The sequence below is a fragment of the Streptomyces nanhaiensis genome (assembly GCF_046614825.1).
Taxonomy (GTDB): Bacteria; Actinomycetota; Actinomycetes; order Streptomycetales; family Streptomycetaceae; genus Streptomyces; species Streptomyces radiopugnans.
Genome location: NZ_JBKJFM010000075.1, coordinates 1 through 18,227, shown reverse-complemented (window position 1 = coordinate 18,227; position 18,227 = coordinate 1). Strand labels below are relative to the sequence as shown.

Below are 18,227 nucleotides of genomic sequence, written 5' to 3'. Positions count from 1 at the left end.
CGATGCGGGATAATGGCCGGGAAGCAATGTGTTCGACGCCGGCGACACCTGGGTTGCCCGGCTGAGATCAGCTGGTTTCAGGAAGGGGAACGAGCATGGCGGCCATGAAGCCGCGGACGGGCGATGGCCCGCTCGAGGTGACCAAGGAGGGGCGGGGCATCATCATGCGCGTTCCGCTCGAAGGCGGTGGACGACTCGTCGTCGAGCTGACCCCTGACGAGGCGGATGCACTCGGCGAAGCTCTGAAGAAGGCCTGCGGCTGAGGAGCCACGACAAGACCTCTGGCGCCACCACCGTCTTCGCATCACCACCGCCGCCCCCGGAGAGCACGGCCCCGGGGGCGGCGGTGTGCCGTCGGCGCCGGGGGCGTGCTCTTCCGGAGGCGGCCCGGGAATCGCGGCGGGCAGCCGCGGTCAGTGGTCGCGCTTGACCGCGCACAGCAGGCCGTCGCCCACCGGCAGCAGCGAGGGCAGCAGCGAGGTGCTGTCCCGGACGGTGCGCAGCAGCTCGCGCAGTCTGAGGACCTCCGCGGGCTGGGCCGAGGAGTCGACGGTGCGGCCGTCGGCGAAGACGCCCTCGAAGCAGACCAGCCCGCCCGGGCGCAGCAGGCGCAACGATTCGCCCAGATACTCCAGGCACTCCGTCCGGTCGCCGTCGCAGAAGACCAGGTCGTAGCCGCCGTCGGCGAGCCTGGGCAGGACGTCCAGGGCGCGGCCCGGGATGAAGCGGGCGCGGTTGGCCGCGAAGCCCGCGGCGCGGAACGCCTGGCGGGCGATCTGCTGGCACTCCGGCTCGGTGTCCACGGTCGTCAGCACGCCGTCGGGCCGCATGCCGTGCAGCAGGTGGATGCCCGACACCCCGGTGCCGGTGCCGATCTCGGCCACCGCCTTGGCGTCCACGGCCGCGGCCAGCAGCCGCAGCGCGGCGCCCGTGCCGTCCGACACCGCGCGCAGGCCCGCCTCCCGGGCCCGGTCGCGAGCCCAGCGCAGCGCCGCCGAGTGCTCGGAGCGCTCGGCGTGCTGGACGTTCTCCGCGCCGTACGCGTCGGCGAACGCCCAGCTCGTCTGCCGGTTGCCGGTAATCGCCCTCTCCTGTCCCCGTGGTGCCCGCAACCGTGACTGTATCCGTTGGCGTCGGGAACCCGCAGATGGGACCGCGCGTTGGTTCTGCAGAGGCCGTGCGGCGAGTGGCGGGGGAACGTACATGGCACATGGCCGCAAGAGGGTCAAAGAAACTTATCCGGAGCTAACGGGCGAGGTGGCTATGGTAGGGACTCCACTGGACACCACCAGAGCCGACAGGGGAGGTGCGGCTGCGGCCGGGGACCGGGGAGTGCTCAGGCGCCTCCTCAGGTCGTCCGGCGAGCCGAAATCCGTGAACGACACCGCTGACCACCGCCACGCCGCCGACTCCGTGACCACCGCGACCTTCGCAACCGACGCGGACGCTCCGGCGTGGACGCCTCCCACCTGGGAGGAGATCGTCAGCACCCACAGCGCACGGGTCTACCGCCTCGCCTACCGCCTCACGGGGAACCAGCACGACGCCGAGGACCTGACCCAGGAGGTCTTCGTCCGGGTCTTCCGCTCGCTGTCCACCTACACCCCCGGCACCTTCGAGGGCTGGCTGCACCGCATCACCACGAACCTCTTCCTGGACATGGTGCGGCGCAAGCAGCGCATCCGCTTCGACGCACTCGGCGACGACGCGGCCGAGCGGCTGCCCAGCCGCGAGCCCTCGCCGCAGCAGCACTTCAACGACACCCACTTCGACGCCGACGTCCAGCAGGCGCTGGACACCCTCGCCCCGGAGTTCCGGGCGGCGGTGGTGCTCTGCGACATCGAGGGGCTGTCGTACGAGGAGATCGCCGCGACGCTCGGCGTGAAGCTCGGCACCGTCCGCAGCCGTATCCACCGCGGCCGCTCCCACCTGCGCAAGGCCCTCAAGCACCGGTCCCCCCGGGCGCGCGCCGGGCAGCGTGCTCTGGCCGGGGCGCTCCCCGGTGCCGTGGGAGGGGAGGGCGGCACCGCGTGAGCGGCACATACGACGGCGTACCCGATCTGGAGCCGACCCCGGCCGAGCAGCACCTGGGCGACCGGCTGGCGGCCCTGGTGGACGGCGAGCTGGGGCACGAGACGCGCGAGCGCGTCCTGGCGCACCTGGCGACCTGCCACACCTGCAAGGCGGAGGCCGACGCACAGCGCAGGCTGAAGAGCGTCTTCGCGGACACCGCGCCCCCGCCGCCCTCGGAGGGGCTGCTCGCCAGGCTCCAGGGGCTGCCCGGGGGCCTGGCCGACGACCCCGGACGGGGCCGGGGCGGGCCGCCGGACTCCTCCGCGTCGCCGTGGGACTTCGAGTACCTGCCGGCCGGCAGCGTGCTCGCCTCCGACCGCGGATTCCGCATCCACAGGGCCCACGAGACGGACCGGCCGTCGTCGCGCGGCCGCCGCTTCGCCTTCGCGGCGGCGGGCGCGGTCTCACTGGCCGCCTTCGCCATCGGCGGCGCGCTCACCTCCGCGGCCACCGGCGGCTCCACGGTCGCCGCGGGCGGGGACGGCGGTACGAGCGCCCGCTCGCCGCGGACGGCGGCCGTCGGGACGGAGCGCGGCGGGGAGCGCGGCGGCGGCAGGCAGGGGGAGGGAACGGGCAAGGGGTGGACAGGCGCGCCCAGCGGACCGGCCGTGGCGCCGACACAGCCGCCCGTACTGTCGGTCTCGCCCCTGGAGGCCGCCTACGCCCCCCGGCACCACAGGCTGACGGTGGTGCCGGTGATCGATGTGCTGCCCACCCTGCACCCGCCGCGGATACACCCCACCCAGCACCAGGCGTCGCCCGGCGAGGGGCAGCCGGAGCAGTACGAGTCCGTCAGGCAGCCGCTCATCGCGGCGAGCCCCATGGCAGCGGCTCCCTCGGCCACGGCCACCGCTCCGGCGGGCACCGCCACCCCCGCGCCCACGCTCCCGCCTGGCCGCTGACCGGCCGGTGCCCCGCGCGGCCCGTCCGTCCGCGCCTCCCGTGAGCCTTGCCGCCCGGTGTGCCGCCGGGGTGCCGCGACGCACCCCGGCGGTACACCGGGCGGCTCCCCTTGGGCACCCCGCGCGGTCCCGGCCGGTCCGGCTTCGCCGCCAGGGGCGGAACTGGTTCAATCGTGGGGATGTGGTGCGAGTCCGCGCGAAGCGCGACGCGGGCCGATGCTGGGGAGAACATGGACGAGGGCAGGGCCGCCGGACAGCGGCCGACGTGGTGGAGCCGGCCGCGCGGGGTCTCGGCCCCGCGTCCGGTGGCGGGAGGCGCCCCTGCGGCCCGGGGAGCGCAGGCGCCGCTGCACGGGGAGGACCCGTACGGCACGCCGCCCTACGGCGGCCCCGGCCCCTGGGCACCGGCCCCGCCCGTCCAGCGGCCCACGGTGACACCGGCCCGGGGCACCCCGCTGCCGCCCCGGCCGCAGGCCGCCGGGCACACCCCCGAGCACACCGCCGGACACACCGCGCCGTCCGGGGTCTTCGCGCGCTACGACCCATGGGCCCCGCCGTCCGCCGCGGAGCCGGGCCCGGCCGGGCCGCCGCACACCGCGTACGCCCCGCACCCGCCGCACACCGCGCACCCGCCGTCCCCGGGATCACCCTCGCCGCGCCGGGGCTGGACGGTTGCCGCGACCGTCGTACTGGCGCTGGTCGCAGGGACGGTGGGCGGCGGCATCGGGGCGTACGCGCAGCGCCACGGCGACATCGGCACCGTCCGGCTCTCCCAGGCCCCGGCGCGGGACACCGGCCGCGCCCCGGACAGCGTGGCCGGGATCGCCCAGCGGGCCCTGCCGGGCGTGGTGACCGTCCAGGTGCACGGCGCGGGGGAGCAGGGCACCGGCACCGGCTTCGTCCTGGACGGCCGCGGCCACCTCCTCACCAACCACCACGTGGTGGAGTCCGCCGGGGACGGCGGCGGCATCAGGGTGGTCTTCCACGGCGGCGAGACCGCCACCGCCGAGGTCGTCGGCACCGACAGCGGCTACGACCTGGCCGTGTTGAGGGTGGAGAGGGTCCGCGGCCTCAGCCCGCTGCCGCTGGGCGACTCCGACTCCGTGCGGGTGGGCGATCCGGTCGTGGCGATCGGCTCGCCGTACGGCCTGGCGGGCACGGTCACCACCGGGATCGTCAGCGCCACGCAGCGCCCCGTCACCGCGGGCGACGGCGGCGGGGGCGGCGACATCAGCTACGTGGAGGCGCTGCAGACCGACGCCCCGATCAACCCCGGCAACTCCGGCGGCCCGCTGATGGACGCCGGCGGCCGGGTGATCGGCGTCAACAGCGCGATCCGCTCCGCGGGCGGCGACCTGCCCCGGACGGGCGCCGGCGGCAGCATCGGCCTGGGTTTCGCCATCCCCGTCAACCAGGCCAGGCGGGTGGCCGAGGAACTGATCAACACCGGCCGCGCCACCCACCCCGTGATCGGTGTCACCGTCGACATGGGACATCCCGGGGAGGGCGCCCGTGTCGGTCTGCCCGCCGGGGAGGAGGGCACGGCGGTCGTGCCGGGAGGGCCCGCCGACACGGCCGGCATCGAGGAGGGCGACGTGATCACCGAGGTGGACGGCGTCCGGGTGCGCAGCGGTGAGGAGCTGATCGTCAGGATCCGCGCCCGGCGCCCCGGCGACCGGCTGGAACTCACCGTCGAGCGCGGTGGCGGCCGGCGCTCGGTGGAGGTCGTCCTCGGCTCGGCGGCCGGCCCGTGACCCCCGTCACCCAGGCCGCCACGACGGCCGTTGTTCGCCCCGCCGACTCCCACCCCGCCGCCGCGCCGGGTACCGTGACTGTGGCCGCACGGGTCGTGGACGCACATGAGGGAGCTGAACGGTGTTCTTCGACATAGGACCCCTCGAGCTGATCGCTCTCGTCATCCTCGCGATCCTCGTCTTCGGCCCGGAGAAGCTGCCGAAGGTGATCCAGGACACCGCGCGGTTCATCCGCAAGGTCCGGGAGTTCTCCGACAGTGCCCGGGACGACATCCGCAGGGAACTGGGGCCGGAGTTCAAGGACTTCGATTTCGAGGACCTCAACCCGAAGAACTTCGCGCGCAAGCACCTGCTGGAGAACGAGGATCTGGGACTGAAGGAGATCCGCAACGGCTTCGACCTGCGCCAGGAGCTCGCCGAGGTCACGGACGCGGTCAACGGCCGGGAGATCGCCCCGGGCGGACCGGCCGGATCGGCCGCCTCCGGGACGGGTACGGCCGCGCCCTCCCCGGGCGGGTCCGGCGTCGATCTGCACAAGCCCGACCGGGCGCCCAGGACCGACCCCCCGCCGTACGACGCCGACGCCACCTGAGGCCTCCCGCCGGTGAACCGGGAGGGCCACCTCCCGTACTCCGCAGCCGGTCCTGCCCGGTTCGGCGCACAGGGGTGGCTATCCTCCCTGTGTCCGGGGTCGGGCCGCCCGAGGGGGGCGGGCCTCCCACGACACGGGGCACACGAGGAGGCGTCGCACAGATGGAGACGACGGGCCGGGTAGAGCCGAGAGAGGTACCCGTGTCCGGGGCGGACGGGGTGATCGACGGCTATCTGATGGCCGGCTTCCCCTGGTACGGCCTGGACGAGGCCTTCACCGGCCCGCGCTGGCTGATGCGGGTGGGAGCCGCCGCGGACGGCACGGTCGAGCACGGCTCGACCGGCCACGGGGACGAGCCCTCCTTCCGGGCCGAGCCCGGCCCGGAGGGCCAGCGCTTCGCCGTCGTCGTGACGGTCGCCGACCGCCCGGTGCGCAGCAGCCCGGACGGCACGGGGGTCCTGGAGGCCACCTCGGTGTCTTCGGCCGCCTGGCTGGCCGGGTCGGGCCTGTTGTCGTGCACCTGGCCCGCCCGGATGGAGCGCGGGCTCAGACAGAGCTGGCTCGACCAGCAGACGGCGATCGCCTGGGAGCTGGCGGACGACCTGGACGGCTCCGCCTGGTCCACCCTCTCGCTGCCGGTCGACGGCGCCCCCACCGACTTCCGCTACCGGGAGTCGGAGTACGGCTGGGTGCTGGCCGGACCGGCGCACGAGGGCGTGCACATCGGCGCGTACGGGCGGGGGATGAGCGCGTACGGGCTGGGCTTCTCGGTGATCAAGGACCTCGGCGAGTACGGGCACTGAGGCGGGCCGCCGGCCGCCCGGAGCGGTACGGCCGCCCGGAGCCGTACGCGCGGCGCGGGTGCGTGCGTGCCGCGCCCGGGCGTGCGGGAGGGCGGCGGTGCCGCCCTGGGCCCGCCGCCCTCCCGCACGCCCCCGACGGAGCCCTCGGAGCCCTCAGAACTTGTTGCGAGGGGTGATCCCCAGCGACATGCCCGCCAGCCCGCGCTGGCGCCCGCCCAGCTTGCCCGCGACCGAGCGGATCGCGGAGCCCGCGGGGGAGTCCGGGTCGGTCAGCACCACCGGCCGGCCCTCGTCGCCGCCCTCGCGCAGCCGCACGTCGATCGGGATGGAGCCGAGCACGGGCACGGTGGTGCCGGTGGTCCGGCTCAGTCCGTCGGCGACGCGCTGGCCGCCGCCGGTGCCGAAGACGTCCACCATCTCACCGCAGTGCGGACAGGGCAGCCCGGACATGTTCTCGACCACGCCCACGATCTTCTGGTGGGTCTGCACCGCGATGGACCCGGCGCGCTCGGCCACCTCGGCGGCCGCCTGCTGCGGGGTGGTCACCACCAGGATCTCGGCGTTGGGGACGAGCTGCGCCACGGAGATGGCGATGTCGCCCGTGCCCGGCGGCAGGTCCAGCAGCAGCACGTCCAGGTCGCCCCAGTAGACGTCGGCCAGGAACTGCTGGAGGGCGCGGTGCAGCATCGGCCCGCGCCACACCACCGGGGCGTTGCCCGGGGTGAACATGCCGATCGAGATGACCTTCACGCCGTTCGCGGACGGCGGCATGATCATGTTCTCGACCTGGGTGGGGCGGCCGTCGGCGCCCAGCATGCGCGGCACCGAGTGGCCGTAGATGTCGGCGTCCACGACGCCCACCTTCAGACCGTCGGCCGCCATCGCCGCCGCCAGGTTGACCGTCACCGAGGACTTGCCGACGCCGCCCTTGCCGGAGGCGATCGCGTAGACCCGGGTCAGGGAGCCGGGCCTGGCGAACGGGATCTCCCGCTCGGCCTGCCCGCCGCGGAGCGTGGCCGCCAGTTCGCGGCGCTGCTCGTCGCTCATCACGTCCAGGGAGACCGTCACGTCCGTGACGCCCGCCACACCGCTGACCGCCCGGGTCACGTTCTCGGTGATCGTCTCGCGCATCGGGCAGCCGGAGACCGTCAGGTAGACGGTGACCGCGACCGATCCGCCGTCGCCGATCTCCACCGACTTCACCATGCCCAGATCGGTGATGGGACGGTGGATCTCGGGGTCGTCGACGGTCGCGAGCGCGGCGCGGACCGCGTCCTCGGAGGGGGCGGGGCTGGATGCCGCGGACGTGTCAGTAGCCATGCCCCGATGGTACGGCGCACCGGCGGCGGCGCCGAAGGCGGCGGATGAGACGCGGGTCACCGCCCGGGGCACCGGGGCGGGCCGGAGACGGCCGGGGAGGGGCCGGGTCACCGCTCGCGGTCGGGCGGCGGCTCCAGGGCGCCGCGCTGCTCCAGCTCCTTGAGCAGGTCCTGGAGCTCGGAGCGGATCCAGTCCCGGGTGGCGACCTCGCCCATGCCCATCCGCAGCGCGGCGATCTCCCGGGTGAGGTACTCGGTGTCGGCCATGGAGCGCTCGCTGCGCTTGCGGTCCTGCTCCAGGTTCACCCGGTCCCGGTCGTCCTGCCGGTTCTGGGCCAGCAGGATCAGCGGGGCGGCGTAGGACGCCTGGAGGGACAGGGCCAGGGTCAGGAAGATGAACGGGTACTCGTCGAAGCGCAGGTCCGACGGGGCCACGATGTTCCAGATGACCCACACCACGATGGTGAACGTCATCCAGACGATGAACCGGCCGGTCCCCAGGAAACGGGCGATCCGCTCCGACAGCCGCCCGAACGCCTCCGGGTCGTACTCCGGCAGCGGACTGCGGCGCGGCACCATCGGCTGGTCCAGCCTGGCGCGGGCCGCGCGCCCGGTGGCCGGCGGAAGGCTCCGCTCGCGTTCCCTGCGCGACATGCGCTCGTCCCGTTCCCTGTCAGCCATCGGCGGGCTCCCGGCCGTACCGGCGGTTCTCCGTCTGCTCGTGCAATGCGAACGTCTCCCGGGCGGCGGCCTCGCGCCAGTCGTCGGGCAGCAGGTGGTCCAGTACGTCGTCGACGGTGACGGCGCCCAGCAGCGATCCGCTCTCGTCCACCACCGGCACCGACACGATGTTGTACGCGGCCAGGTAGCTGGTCAGTGTGGGCAGCGGGGTGTCCGGCGGCAGCGGACGCAGATCGGTGTCCACGACCGAGCCGACCAGGGTTCCGGGCGGTTCGCGCAGCAGCCGCTGGAAGTGCACCAGCCCCAGGTACTTGCCGGTCGGGGTCTCCTCCGGCGGGCGGCACACGTACACCTGGGCGGCCAGCGGCGCCGAGAGGTCCTGCACGCGCACCCGGGCCAGCGCGTCGGCGACCGTGGCGTCCGGGCGCAGCACGATCGGCTCGGTGGTCATCATGCCGCCCGCGGTGCGCTCCTCGTACTTCAGCAACCGCCGCACCGGGGCGGCGTCCTGCGGCTCCATCAGCTCCAGCAGCCGGTTCATGTCCCCCTCCGGCAGCTCGGACAGCAGGTCGGCGGCGTCGTCGGGGTCCATCGCCTCCAGGACGTCGGCGGCGCGCTCCTCCTTGAGCTTGCCGAGGATCTCCACCTGGTCGTCGTCGGGCAGCTCCTCCAGCACGTCCGCCAGCCGGTCGTCGTCCAGCGCGGCGGCGACCTCCGCCCGCCGCTTGGGCGACAGATGGTGCAGGACGTTGGCCAGGTCGGCCGGGCGCAGCTGCTCGAAGGTGGCCAGCAGGTTGGCCGCGCCCTGGCCCTCCTCCTCAAGCGACAGGCCGGTCACCGCCGACCACTCCACGGTCAGGGTCTCGCCCGTCCGCCGCCGGCGCAGCCCGCCGCCGCCGCGGCGCACGAAGACCTTGTCGATCAGCCAGTCGCGGCGCCCGGGGACCTGGGTGAGGCCGACGTCGAGCACGGTGACCTTCTCGCCCGTCTCGACCAGCGTCACCTGGCGGTCCAGCAGTTCGCCCAGGACCAGCGTCTCGGTGGGCCGCTGCTCGAAGCGCCGCATGTTGACCACACCGGTGGTGATCACCTGGCCCGACGCGACGCCGGTCACCCGGGTCATGGGCAGGAAGATGCGCCGCCGGCTGACCACCTCGACGACCAGTCCGAGCACGCGCGGCGGGTGTCCGCCGACGCGCAGCATCGCCACCACGTCCCGCACCCGGCCGACCTGGTCCCCGACGGGGTCGAAGACGGCCACGCCGGAGAGGTGCGAGACGAAGACCCGCTGGGCGCCCAGCACCATGGTCCATCCTCCGCTTCCCACTCGTGTCCGCCGCGCGAGGCGGTTCCCCGCCCGCCGTGCGCGCCGTGCCTGCCGTGTGTGCCCGTGTACCCGCGTGTGGCCGAGTGTCCGCATGTGGGACGTAACCCGAATGCGGTTTTCAGGCTAACGCGCTGCGTTCGGGCCCCGTGCGGCGGCACCGGCCGTACGGGGCCCGCGACCCGCTCCGGGCGCCACCGGTAGGGTGCCGTCGTCCTGCCCCGGCATCAGGAGGAAGAGCTGACGTGACTGCGTGGGTCCACGGTGTTCGCGCCCGGAGTACGGCCGTGTCGGTGGGAGCGGTCTGCGCGGTCCTGCTGACCCTGCTGACGGGATGCGGGTCGAAGGACCCGCACGAGGGGACCAACGGGGTCGGCAGACTCCCGGCCGCCGAGATCGAGGAGAAGGCGGCCAGGGCCGCCCGGGCGGCGCAGTCCGTACGGCTGTCGGGCAGCGTGGTCAGCAAGGGCCGCACCTACCGGCTGGACATGCGCCTGAAGGACAACGGCGGCCTGGGCGAGGTCTCGGCCAGGGGCGGCCCGCGCTTCGAGCTGCTGCGGGTCGGCGAGGACCTCTACCTCAAGGCGAACGCCGACTTCTGGGCCGACCAGGGCAAGGGCGGCGGGAAGCCGGACGAGGCCGACCTCGCGGCGGCCCGCAAGCTGGAGGGCAAGTACGTCAAGGTGCCCTCCGGCGACCCCGCCTACAAGCAGCTCAGCGGATTCACGGACAAGGACGTGCTGCTCGACGGACTGCTCACCCTCAACGGCGAGCGCGGTACCGGGGACCAGGGCGAGGTCGACGGCGTGCGGACGGTCGAGGTGCGTGCCGCCGAGGGCGACGGCGGGATACTCAGCGTCTCGCTGATCGGCACGCCCTACCCGCTGCGGCTGGAGCGCGGCGGCGACGCGGGTGTGGTCCAGATGCTGGAGTGGGACAAGGAGTTCACGCTGCGTGCCCCGGAGAAGGACCAGATCGTCGACTACGGCAAGAAGATCTCGGCGGCGGAGTGAGGGAACCGGGTGCACCACCACCCGGCTCCCTCCGGGCGGTTCCGTCCCCCGGCGCCGCTCCCCGGCGTCCTAACGGCCCTTCCTCCCCTTCCTTCCCGGTCTTCCCGTCCGGCCGCGGCGCAGCAGCTTCGGCAGCCCGGCCGGAACCGGGCCGCGCGTGGTCGCCGGCGTCGGCGGCGGGACGGCGGCCCGCAGCTCCTCCGGCATCGAACCGGGCCCCTCAAGAAGCGCTCCGGCGGGCTCCAGTCGCAGCACACGGCACTCGCGGGCCCAGCGCTCGGCGATCGTCGTGGTGTCCGGCGCGTTGAGCCGCCTGCCCGCCAGTTCGGCCACCGCCTCCCGCCACCCCTCGCCGCCCGGCGGCAGCTCCACCACCCTGGCGGGCCAGACGGCCAGCAGCCCGCCCTTGTCCTTGCTGCGCACCGAGACCGTGGCGGCGGCGCCGGCGGCGAGACCCAGAGGCTCCAGCGGCTGCTCCGCGGGGCCGTCGCCCACCAGGTGCACGGCGCCGTCGTGCCAGACGTGCCACAGCGCGCGCTCCGGCCCCCGGGGGCCGCGCACCCACACCAGCGCGGACTTCTTGGCCGACTCCTCGATCAGCGCCCGGTCGGACACGGGCAGCGGCGCCGGGGACATCCGGGAGTCGGCGGGAACGGACGGATCGGCCATGGGGGCGACCCTACCGCCGCCCCGGCCGCCCCGGAGGTCCGGAAGCGGGTCCGGCAGCCGGACGGTCAGTACCGCGGCACGGTCACGCGCCTTACGCTGGTGGCCGGCGGCGCGGCCCACCGGCGCCCCGACCCGTTCCGGTCCCGAACCGGGTCCCGAAGACCCCGGTCCGGACCTCAGCACCCCCGGAGAGGAGCCCCGTGCGCGCCGTCAGGACCCGTACCGCCGCGCCCCGACAGGCAGCCGGAGCCGCGGCGGGACGACACCCGGGCACCGGCCTGGACCTGTTCCTGCTGGCGGTCGCCGTGTCCGGCATCTCCCTGTCCGCGCCCCTGATCGCGGCCACCGCCGCCCCGGCCCTGGCCATCGCCTTCTGGCGCAACGCCATGGCGGTCGGCGTCCTCACCCCACTGGCCCTCCTCCGCCACCGGGCCGGGCTGCGCGCCATGGGACGCCGCAACGTGCTGCTGGCCGCCGCCGCCGGGGCGCTGCTCGCACTGCACTTCGCGCTGTGGCTGCCCAGCCTCCACATGACCTCGGTCGCCTCCTCGACCGCGCTGGTCACCACCACCCCGATCTGGACCACCCTGCTGCTGCGGCTGCGCGGCCGGAGCTCGCCCGCCCTGGTCTGGGCGGGCACGGCGGTCGCCTTCGCCGGGGTGGTGATCCTCACGGGGGTCGACCTGTCGCTCTCGCCGCGGGCGCTGGCGGGCGACGCCCTGGCGCTGGGCGGCGGCATGGCGGCGGCCGGGTACGTCCTGCTGGGGGCGGAGGTGCGCCGCACGGTCTCCACGACCGCCTACACCTACGTCTGCTACAGCACCACGTCCGTGCTGCTGCTGGCCGCCTGCCTGGTCTTCGGCGCCGACCTCGGCGGCTACAGCGGCGAGACCTGGATCAAGCTCGCCGTCCTCACCGTCACCGCGCAACTGCTGGGCCACTCGCTGATCAACCGGGTGGTGCGCGGGCTCGGACCGTCGGTCACCTCCACGGCGATCCTGCTGGAGACACCGGGAGCGGCGCTGATCGCGGCGCTCTGGCTGGGCCAGGACCCGCCGGCGGCCGTCTACGGGGCGCTGGCGGTGATCCTGCTCGGCCTGGCCCTGGTGGTCCGGGGCAACGCCGGGCCCGCGCGCCGTGCGCGGGCCTGACGCCCCGTCCGCTCTCCGGTCCCCGCGGCCGGCCGCTCCTACAGCCAGCCGTTGCGCTTGAAGCCGCGGTGGATGGCGTAGCAGATTCCGGCGATCACGGCCATGACGGCCGGGTAGCCGTAACGCCACTGGAGTTCCGGCATGTACTCGAAGTTCATGCCGTAGATCCCGGCGATCATCGTCGGGACGGCGAAGATCGCGGCCCATGAGGTGATCTTCCGCATGTCCTCGTTCTGCGCGACCGTCGCCTGGGCCAGGTTCGCCTGGAGGATGGAGTTGAGCAGGTCGTCGAAGGAGAGCACCTGCTCGTTGACCCGGGTCAGATGGTCCGCCACGTCGCGGAAGTACTTCTGGATGTCGGGGTCGACCAGCCGCATCGGCCGCTCGCTCAGCAGCTGCATCGGCCGCAGCAGCGGCGAGACCGCCCGCTTGAACTCCAGCACCTCGCGCTTGAGCTGGTAGATCCGCCCGGCGTCGCGGCCCCGGCGGCCCTTGCCCGCGCTCTCGGAGAAGACCTGGATCTCCACCTCGTCGATGTCGTCCTGCACCGCGTCGGCGACCGCCAGGTAGCCGTCCACCACCTGGTCGGCGATGGCGTGCAGCACGGCCGAGGGGCCCTTGGCCAGCAGCTCGGGGTCGTCCTCCAGCCGGTGGCGCAGGGTGCGCAGCGAGCCCTGGCCGCCGTGCCGGACGGTGATGATGTAGTCCCGGCCGGTGAAGCACATCACCTCGCCGGTCTCCACCACCTCGCTGGAGTCGGTGAGTTCGGCGTGCTCGACGTAGTGGATCGTCTTGAAGACGGTGAAGAGGGAGTCGTCGTACCGCTCCAGCTTCGGCCGCTGGTGCGCGTGCACCGCGTCCTCCACGGCGAGCGGGTGCAGGCCGAACTCGCGGGCGATGCCGGAGAACTCCCGCTCGGTGGGCTCGTGCAGGCCGATCCACACGAACGCCCCGCCGCCCGGGCCCCCTTGCGGCCCCTGCTGCTCCCCGGAACGCAGCGCGCGCAGGGCCTCGGCCGGGGTCATGTGCCGCGACTCGCGGCGGCCGTCGCGGTAGACGGCGCAGTCCACCACCGCGCTGGTCGCGGTGGTGTCGACACCGGGGGCGTCGTGGGCGTAGGGGGAGCGGCCGCCCCGGCGCAGGGTGGGGCGGACCGCGGCGCGCAGGTCACGGATCATCGACATGCTGGGCTCCTTCGCGTGCCGAGCCGCCGGTGAACGGGCGCAGCGCTGCCCGGAATGGGGGCCTACGGGGCCGTCGACGGGAAGTCCACGGACCGGAGGTCTGCAAAGCGGGCACCACGCGGGACCGTACGCACAGGCGGCATTCGCTGAGAACGTCGGTCGAGCAGGGGACTCATGCGACTCATGCGCTCTTCCGCGAAGCCGGTCCGCAGGAGAAAAAGGGAACTTCCAGGGTTTCACCGCTCGGCGGTGGGGGGAGGAAGGCCCTCAGACAAGGGGACGTGGCTGCCGTACGGAAGAGCGGCTGGTACTGCACGGTCGACTCGGATCCATCGCAGCCCCACCTCCTCCGGCCGGTCCCCGCTGGGGGAAATCTGTGTACACGCCTTGACCAGCAGTCAACGGTAGCACCCGCGGACGCTCCCCACGTCCCGCCGCGGGGCCGACTCGTACCCTCTTTGCCTGATCAATACACGATCTATGCTCGCCGTATGGCACACGTTCTGGAACTGGTCGAGGCCCGGCTGCGCAGCGCCCTGGGAGAGCCCGACGCGCGGGCGGCGGTGACCTTCCTGGGGGCCGACCGGATCGAGGTGCTGCGCTTCCCGGACACCCGGGAGGACTCCGGCGGCGGGAGCGGCCTGGTGCGCTACGTCACCCTGGGGATGTCCGCCGCCCCCATGGCCGACCCCTCCGACATGCTCGCCGACCCCGAACGAGGGCCCCGCGCCGAACTGGTGCTGACGGTGCGCGCCGGTCTGGCCGACACCGACAAGGTGCTGCGCCCGCTCGCCGTGCTGGCCGCATCCCCCCAGGTCGAGGGTGTTGTCGTGGCCCCCGGCGCCTCGCTGGACGTGGGCGAGCCGCTGTGGCCGGGCGCTCCCTTCACCTCCGTGCTGGTCGCCGAGCCCGGAGGTCTGGTGGAGGATCTGGAACTGGATCCGCCGATGGACCCGGTGCGATTCCTCCCCCTGCTGCCGATGACGCCCAACGAGGCGGCCTGGAAGCGGGTGCACGGCGCGGCGGAGCTCCAGGAGCGCTGGCTGGCCCGCGGTACGGACCTGCGCGACCCCCGGCGGGCGTCCGTTTCCCTGACGGACTGAGATCCCGCCCCGACCCCTTCCGGAGCGCCGTCCGCGCCCTGCCGCCGGCCGCAGCCGGGCGCGCCCCGGACGATCCGTACGAGTGATCGTCCTTGACGCCGGGCCCTCCGGGGAGGACCGTGGGCCCCATGAGGGGCGAACCCACTTGCCCGAAGTGCGGCGGCCGTGTCAGGGCGCCCGGTCTCTTCGCCGACTCCTGGCAGTGCGATGTGCACGGCACGGTTTATCCGCTGCAGCCGGTGCTCCCGCCGAGCGTCGAGGCGCTCGGCGTGGTCCTCCACAGAGCCCAGGTCCCGGTGTGGATGCCCTGGCCGCTGCCGATCGGCTGGCTGTTCACCGGGATCGCCTACGCGGGCGACGACCGCAGCGGCGGCCGCGCCACCGCCGTGGCCTGCTCCGGCCCCGGCCCGCTCGGCGGCCCCGGCGAACTGCTGCTGGTCGCCGAGGAACTGGGCGTCGGACTGGGGGCGCGCTACGCCGGAGTGCCCGGCCCCGACCCCGGCCCGCTGATCGACGTGGACCGGCCTCCGCACGCGAAGGTCCTGGCCGCCGGACGGCCCACCCCGCTGTGGCTGGTGGACGAGGCGCCCGAGGACCGGGCGGTGTTCGCGGGGGAAGCCCGCGGCCTGTGGCTGTGGGCGATCGTCTGGCCCGAGCAGTCCGGGATGCTGATGTACGACGAGCTGGTGCTCACTGATCTGCGGGAGGCGGGGGCCGAGGTGGAGCTGGTGCCGTGCGGGGCGCTCTCCCCCCAGCTGCTCACCCGCCCAGGGACCTGACCGGCGGCCGGGGCCTGACCGGCGGCCGGGGGCCGGGCGCGGGACGGATCGGGGCGCGGTGGGGCCGGGCGGGAGAGGGGCCGGGCGCGCGTCTGTTCTACTCTGGGGTGTCCGCCTCAGCCGTCCGCCGTGGGAGTCACATACCGTGCGCATCGACCTGCACACCCACTCCACCGCCTCGGACGGCACCGACACCCCCGCCGAGCTGGTGCGCAGAGCCGCCGCCGCGGGACTGGACGTGGTGGCGCTGACCGACCACGACACGGTCGCCGGGCACGCCGAGGCGATCGCCGCCCTCCCCGCGGGTCTCACCCTCGTCCCCGGCGCGGAGCTCTCCTGCCGCCTGGACGGTGTGAGCCTGCACATGCTGGCCTATCTGTTCGACCCTGCCGAGCCCGAGCTGGCGCGCGAGCGCGAACTCGTCCGCGACGACCGGGTGCCGCGGGCCCAGGGCATGGTCGCCAGACTCCGCGAGCTGGGCGTGCCGATCACCTGGGAGCAGGTCGCCGGGATCGCCGGGGACGGCTCGGTCGGCCGCCCCCACATCGCGAGCGCGATGGTGGAGCTGGGCGTCGTCGAGACCGTCTCCGACGCCTTCACCGCCGAGTGGATCGCCGACGACGGCCGCGCCTACGTCGGCAAGCACGAACTCGACCCCTTCGAGGCGGTCCGGCTGATCAAGGGCGCCGGAGGAGTCGCGGTCTTCGCGCACCCCCTGGCCGTCAAACGCGGACGGTGCGTGCCGGAGAGCGCCATCGCGGAGCTGGCCGCCGCCGGGCTCGACGGCATCGAGACCGACCACATGGACCACGACGCCGCGACCCGCGAGCGGCTGCGGGGCATGGCCCGCGACCTCGGTCTGCTGGCCACCGGCTCCAGCGACTACCACGGCAGCCGCAAGACCTGCCGGCTCGGGGAGTACACCACCGACCCCGACGTCTACGCCGAGATCGCCGCCCGCGGGTCGGGCACGGCGCCCGTCTCCGCCTGAACCGCCCCCGGAACCACACCGCGCGCACCGCGCACATCACGCAAGGCAGCACCGTGTTCGACGTCGCCCTCTTCGGATCCGTCTTTGTCACGCTTTTCGTGATCATGGACCCGCCAGGCATCATCCCGATCTTCCTCGCCCTCTCCTCCGGACGCCCGGTCAAGGTCCAGCGGAGGATGGCGCTCCAGGCCACCGCCGTCGCCTTCGGGGTGATCGCCGTCTTCGGCCTGCTGGGACAGCAGATCCTGGACTACCTGCACGTGTCGATCCCCGCGCTGATGGTCGCGGGCGGCCTCCTCCTGCTGCTGGTCGCCCTGGACCTGCTCACCGGCAGGGCCGAGGAGCCCACGCAGACCAAGGACGTCAACGCGGCGCTGGTGCCGCTGGGCATGCCCCTGCTGGCCGGGCCCGGCGCGATCGTCTCCGTCATCCTGGCCGTGCAGCGGGCGGAGGGACCGGCCGACCACGCCGCGGTGTGGTCGGCCATCGTCGTGCTGCACATCGTGCTCTGGCTGGTGATGCGGTACTCGCTGCTGATCATCCGCGTCATCAAGGACGGCGGCGTGGTCCTGGTGACCCGGCTCTCGGGCATGCTGCTGTCGGCGATCGCGGTGCAGCAGATCGCCAACGGCGTCACTCGGTTCATCCAGGGCGGCGGCTAGACGGTCCGGACCCGGCCCCCGTCCCGCCGCTCTCCGCCCCGTCCCCGCAGTCGTGCCAGAAGGCGGCCAGCGCCCCGGCCGTCTCCGCGGGACGCTCGGCCCCCGGCGAGTGCTCGGCCCCCGCCACCACCGTGCGCCGGGCGTCCAGCCGCCGCGCCATCTCGTCCATCAGCGCGACCGGCCAGGCGTAGTCCACCTCGCCCGACAGCACGTGCTTGGGCAGGGGCACGGCCGCCAGCGGGCCGACCCGGTCCGGCTCGGTCAGCAACTGGCGGCCGGTGGCGACGAGCTGCTCGGGGACGGTGGCCAGCCAGCGGCGGTGCAGGAACTCGCCGACCGCGGGGTCGGTGGCCTCGTCCGCGGCCTCGGGCGGGTCCAGGTCGCGCATCGCCCGCCACACGGACTCCATGTCCAGCACCGCCAGCGCCTCGATCAGCATCCTGGTGCGCTCCTGCTGGAGGTGCGCGATGGCGGCGGGGCCGGAACTCATGATCGTCAGGGAGCTGAAGGGCGCCGCGTCCCGCAGCACGGCGGCACGGGCGATCAGCCCGCCCAGGGAGTGTCCGAGCAGGTGGACGTGCCCACCGAGCGCCTCCGCCTGGGCCAGCACGTCCCGGGCCAGCTCGTCCTGGGCGTACGCGCCGAGCTCGCGCGGCCCCTCGGTCTCGTACTGCCCGCGGCCGTCCACGGCCACCACACGGAAGCCCGCGCGGGCCAGCGGGGCGAGCAGGGCGATGAAGTCCTCCTTGCTGCCGGTGAACCCGGGCACCAGCAGGGCCGTGCCGGCGCGCGGCTCGCCCGCGTCGTGCACGGCGAACTCGCCGCGCGCGGTCTTCAGGCGGTACGCCCGGGCGCCGGGCGGCAGGGTCAGGGTCGGCGGCTTGCTCATGGAGGCGAGGCTAGCGGCCCCCGCCCGCGCCCATGGCGGTGCCCGCGATCGCGCCCGTAGCTGTGCTCATGGTTGTGCTCGTGGCTGTGCTCATGACGGGGCTCATGACGGCGCCCGCCCCCGCCGCGGGTGCGGCGGGGGCGGGCGCTCGGTGTGCGACGGCGTACCCGGGGCGCGCCGTCCGTGCCGTCAGCTCTCCGAAGTGGTCTCCGGGGCCGCCGAGCGGGCACCTGCCCCGCCGCGGGTGCGGCGGCGGCGGCGCGGCCTGCGGGCCTCACCGGAGACCTCTCCCGGTCCGTCCGCGGACGCGCCCTCGCCGCCCTGCGCGGCCGGGCCGA

Annotated in this window: 19 protein-coding genes; 12 read left to right on the top strand and 7 right to left on the bottom strand. The window is 74.3% G+C overall.

Translation table 11 applies throughout. The features are described 5' to 3' along the window. The first annotated feature begins 95 nt into the window (after positions 1 to 95). A complete protein-coding gene (locus ACLIYP_RS17405; protein ID WP_014137929.1) occupies positions 96 to 263 on the top strand; it encodes a DUF3117 domain-containing protein in 168 nt (55 codons plus the stop codon). A 150-nt stretch (positions 264 to 413) separates the two neighbouring features. Here the strand turns inward: ACLIYP_RS17405 and ACLIYP_RS17400 are convergent, their stop codons facing one another. Beyond that, a complete protein-coding gene (locus ACLIYP_RS17400; RefSeq protein WP_412714051.1) occupies positions 414 to 1,112 on the bottom strand; it encodes an O-methyltransferase in 699 nt (232 codons plus the stop codon). A 151-nt stretch (positions 1,113 to 1,263) separates the two neighbouring features. Between ACLIYP_RS17400 and sigE the strand changes: the two genes are divergently transcribed. From sigE to ACLIYP_RS17375, 5 genes are all read left to right on the top strand, one after another. Continuing rightward, a complete protein-coding gene (gene sigE / locus ACLIYP_RS17395; protein ID WP_412714050.1) occupies positions 1,264 to 2,034 on the top strand; it encodes an RNA polymerase sigma factor SigE in 771 nt (256 codons plus the stop codon). Beyond that, entirely contained in the window at positions 2,031 to 2,975 is a 945-nt protein-coding gene (locus ACLIYP_RS17390; protein WP_412714049.1) for an anti-sigma factor family protein, read from the top strand. The genes sigE and ACLIYP_RS17390 overlap by 4 nt, the downstream gene beginning before the upstream one ends. 230 nt (positions 2,976 to 3,205) lie before the next feature. Then, positions 3,206 to 4,729 carry a S1C family serine protease gene (locus ACLIYP_RS17385; protein ID WP_412714048.1) on the top strand — a complete coding sequence of 508 codons (1,524 nt, stop codon included), beginning with the start codon at positions 3,206 to 3,208 and terminating at the stop codon, positions 4,727 to 4,729. Between the two features lie 121 nt (positions 4,730 to 4,850). Then, positions 4,851 to 5,321 carry a sec-independent translocase gene (locus tag ACLIYP_RS17380; protein ID WP_412714047.1) on the top strand — a complete coding sequence of 157 codons (471 nt, stop codon included), beginning with the start codon at positions 4,851 to 4,853 and terminating at the stop codon, positions 5,319 to 5,321. 161 nt (positions 5,322 to 5,482) lie between these two features. Next, positions 5,483 to 6,124: a hypothetical protein gene (locus ACLIYP_RS17375; protein ID WP_412714046.1), complete on the top strand. Its 642-nt coding sequence runs from the start codon at positions 5,483 to 5,485 to the stop codon at positions 6,122 to 6,124. Between the two features lie 153 nt (positions 6,125 to 6,277). Here ACLIYP_RS17375 and ACLIYP_RS17370 read toward each other — a convergent pair whose 3' ends face one another. From ACLIYP_RS17370 to ACLIYP_RS17360, 3 genes are all read right to left on the bottom strand, one after another. Then, positions 6,278 to 7,444, bottom strand: coding sequence for an Mrp/NBP35 family ATP-binding protein (locus ACLIYP_RS17370; protein WP_412714045.1), 1,167 nt, complete (start codon positions 7,442 to 7,444; stop codon positions 6,278 to 6,280). A 107-nt stretch (positions 7,445 to 7,551) separates the two neighbouring features. Continuing rightward, the gene (locus ACLIYP_RS17365; RefSeq protein WP_412714044.1) at positions 7,552 to 8,124 is read right to left on the bottom strand and encodes a DUF1003 domain-containing protein; all 573 of its coding nucleotides are present in this window, start codon (positions 8,122 to 8,124) and stop codon (positions 7,552 to 7,554) included. Continuing rightward, positions 8,117 to 9,430 (bottom strand): magnesium transporter MgtE N-terminal domain-containing protein, encoded by a 1,314-nt coding sequence (locus ACLIYP_RS17360; RefSeq protein WP_412714043.1) that lies wholly within the window; start codon positions 9,428 to 9,430, stop codon positions 8,117 to 8,119. The genes ACLIYP_RS17365 and ACLIYP_RS17360 overlap by 8 nt, the downstream gene beginning before the upstream one ends. A gap of 305 nt (positions 9,431 to 9,735) precedes the next feature. Between ACLIYP_RS17360 and ACLIYP_RS17355 the strand changes: the two genes are divergently transcribed. After that, positions 9,736 to 10,461: a hypothetical protein gene (locus ACLIYP_RS17355; protein WP_412714042.1), complete on the top strand. Its 726-nt coding sequence runs from the start codon at positions 9,736 to 9,738 to the stop codon at positions 10,459 to 10,461. A 69-nt stretch (positions 10,462 to 10,530) separates the two neighbouring features. On the opposite strand, the gene ACLIYP_RS17350 is transcribed toward ACLIYP_RS17355, so the two are convergent. Further along, a complete protein-coding gene (locus ACLIYP_RS17350; protein WP_412714060.1) occupies positions 10,531 to 11,097 on the bottom strand; it encodes a hypothetical protein in 567 nt (188 codons plus the stop codon). A 233-nt stretch (positions 11,098 to 11,330) separates the two neighbouring features. Here ACLIYP_RS17350 and ACLIYP_RS17345 point away from each other — a divergent pair, with 233 nt between their 5' ends. Then, positions 11,331 to 12,281, top strand: coding sequence for a DMT family transporter (locus tag ACLIYP_RS17345; RefSeq protein WP_412714041.1), 951 nt, complete (start codon positions 11,331 to 11,333; stop codon positions 12,279 to 12,281). Positions 12,282 to 12,319: 38 nt separating this feature from the next. On the opposite strand, the gene ACLIYP_RS17340 is transcribed toward ACLIYP_RS17345, so the two are convergent. Further along, positions 12,320 to 13,465 carry a magnesium and cobalt transport protein CorA gene (locus tag ACLIYP_RS17340; protein ID WP_412714040.1) on the bottom strand — a complete coding sequence of 382 codons (1,146 nt, stop codon included), beginning with the start codon at positions 13,463 to 13,465 and terminating at the stop codon, positions 12,320 to 12,322. A 491-nt stretch (positions 13,466 to 13,956) separates the two neighbouring features. Here ACLIYP_RS17340 and ACLIYP_RS17335 point away from each other — a divergent pair, with 491 nt between their 5' ends. From ACLIYP_RS17335 to ACLIYP_RS17320, 4 genes are all read left to right on the top strand, one after another. After that, complete coding sequence (locus ACLIYP_RS17335; protein WP_412714039.1) at positions 13,957 to 14,568, top strand: suppressor of fused domain protein; 612 nt, start codon at positions 13,957 to 13,959, stop codon at positions 14,566 to 14,568. A 128-nt stretch (positions 14,569 to 14,696) separates the two neighbouring features. Beyond that, positions 14,697 to 15,347 (top strand): DUF6758 family protein, encoded by a 651-nt coding sequence (locus ACLIYP_RS17330; RefSeq protein ID WP_412714038.1) that lies wholly within the window; start codon positions 14,697 to 14,699, stop codon positions 15,345 to 15,347. 145 nt (positions 15,348 to 15,492) lie between these two features. Next, complete coding sequence (locus tag ACLIYP_RS17325) at positions 15,493 to 16,338, top strand: PHP domain-containing protein (protein ID WP_412714037.1); 846 nt, start codon at positions 15,493 to 15,495, stop codon at positions 16,336 to 16,338. Between the two features lie 53 nt (positions 16,339 to 16,391). After that, entirely contained in the window at positions 16,392 to 17,000 is a 609-nt protein-coding gene (locus ACLIYP_RS17320; RefSeq protein WP_412714036.1) for a MarC family protein, read from the top strand. Here the strand turns inward: ACLIYP_RS17320 and ACLIYP_RS17315 are convergent. Continuing rightward, entirely contained in the window at positions 16,981 to 17,889 is a 909-nt protein-coding gene (locus ACLIYP_RS17315) for an alpha/beta fold hydrolase (RefSeq protein ID WP_412714035.1), read from the bottom strand. The genes ACLIYP_RS17320 and ACLIYP_RS17315 overlap by 20 nt on opposite strands. Positions 17,890 to 18,227: the final 338 nt, after the last annotated feature.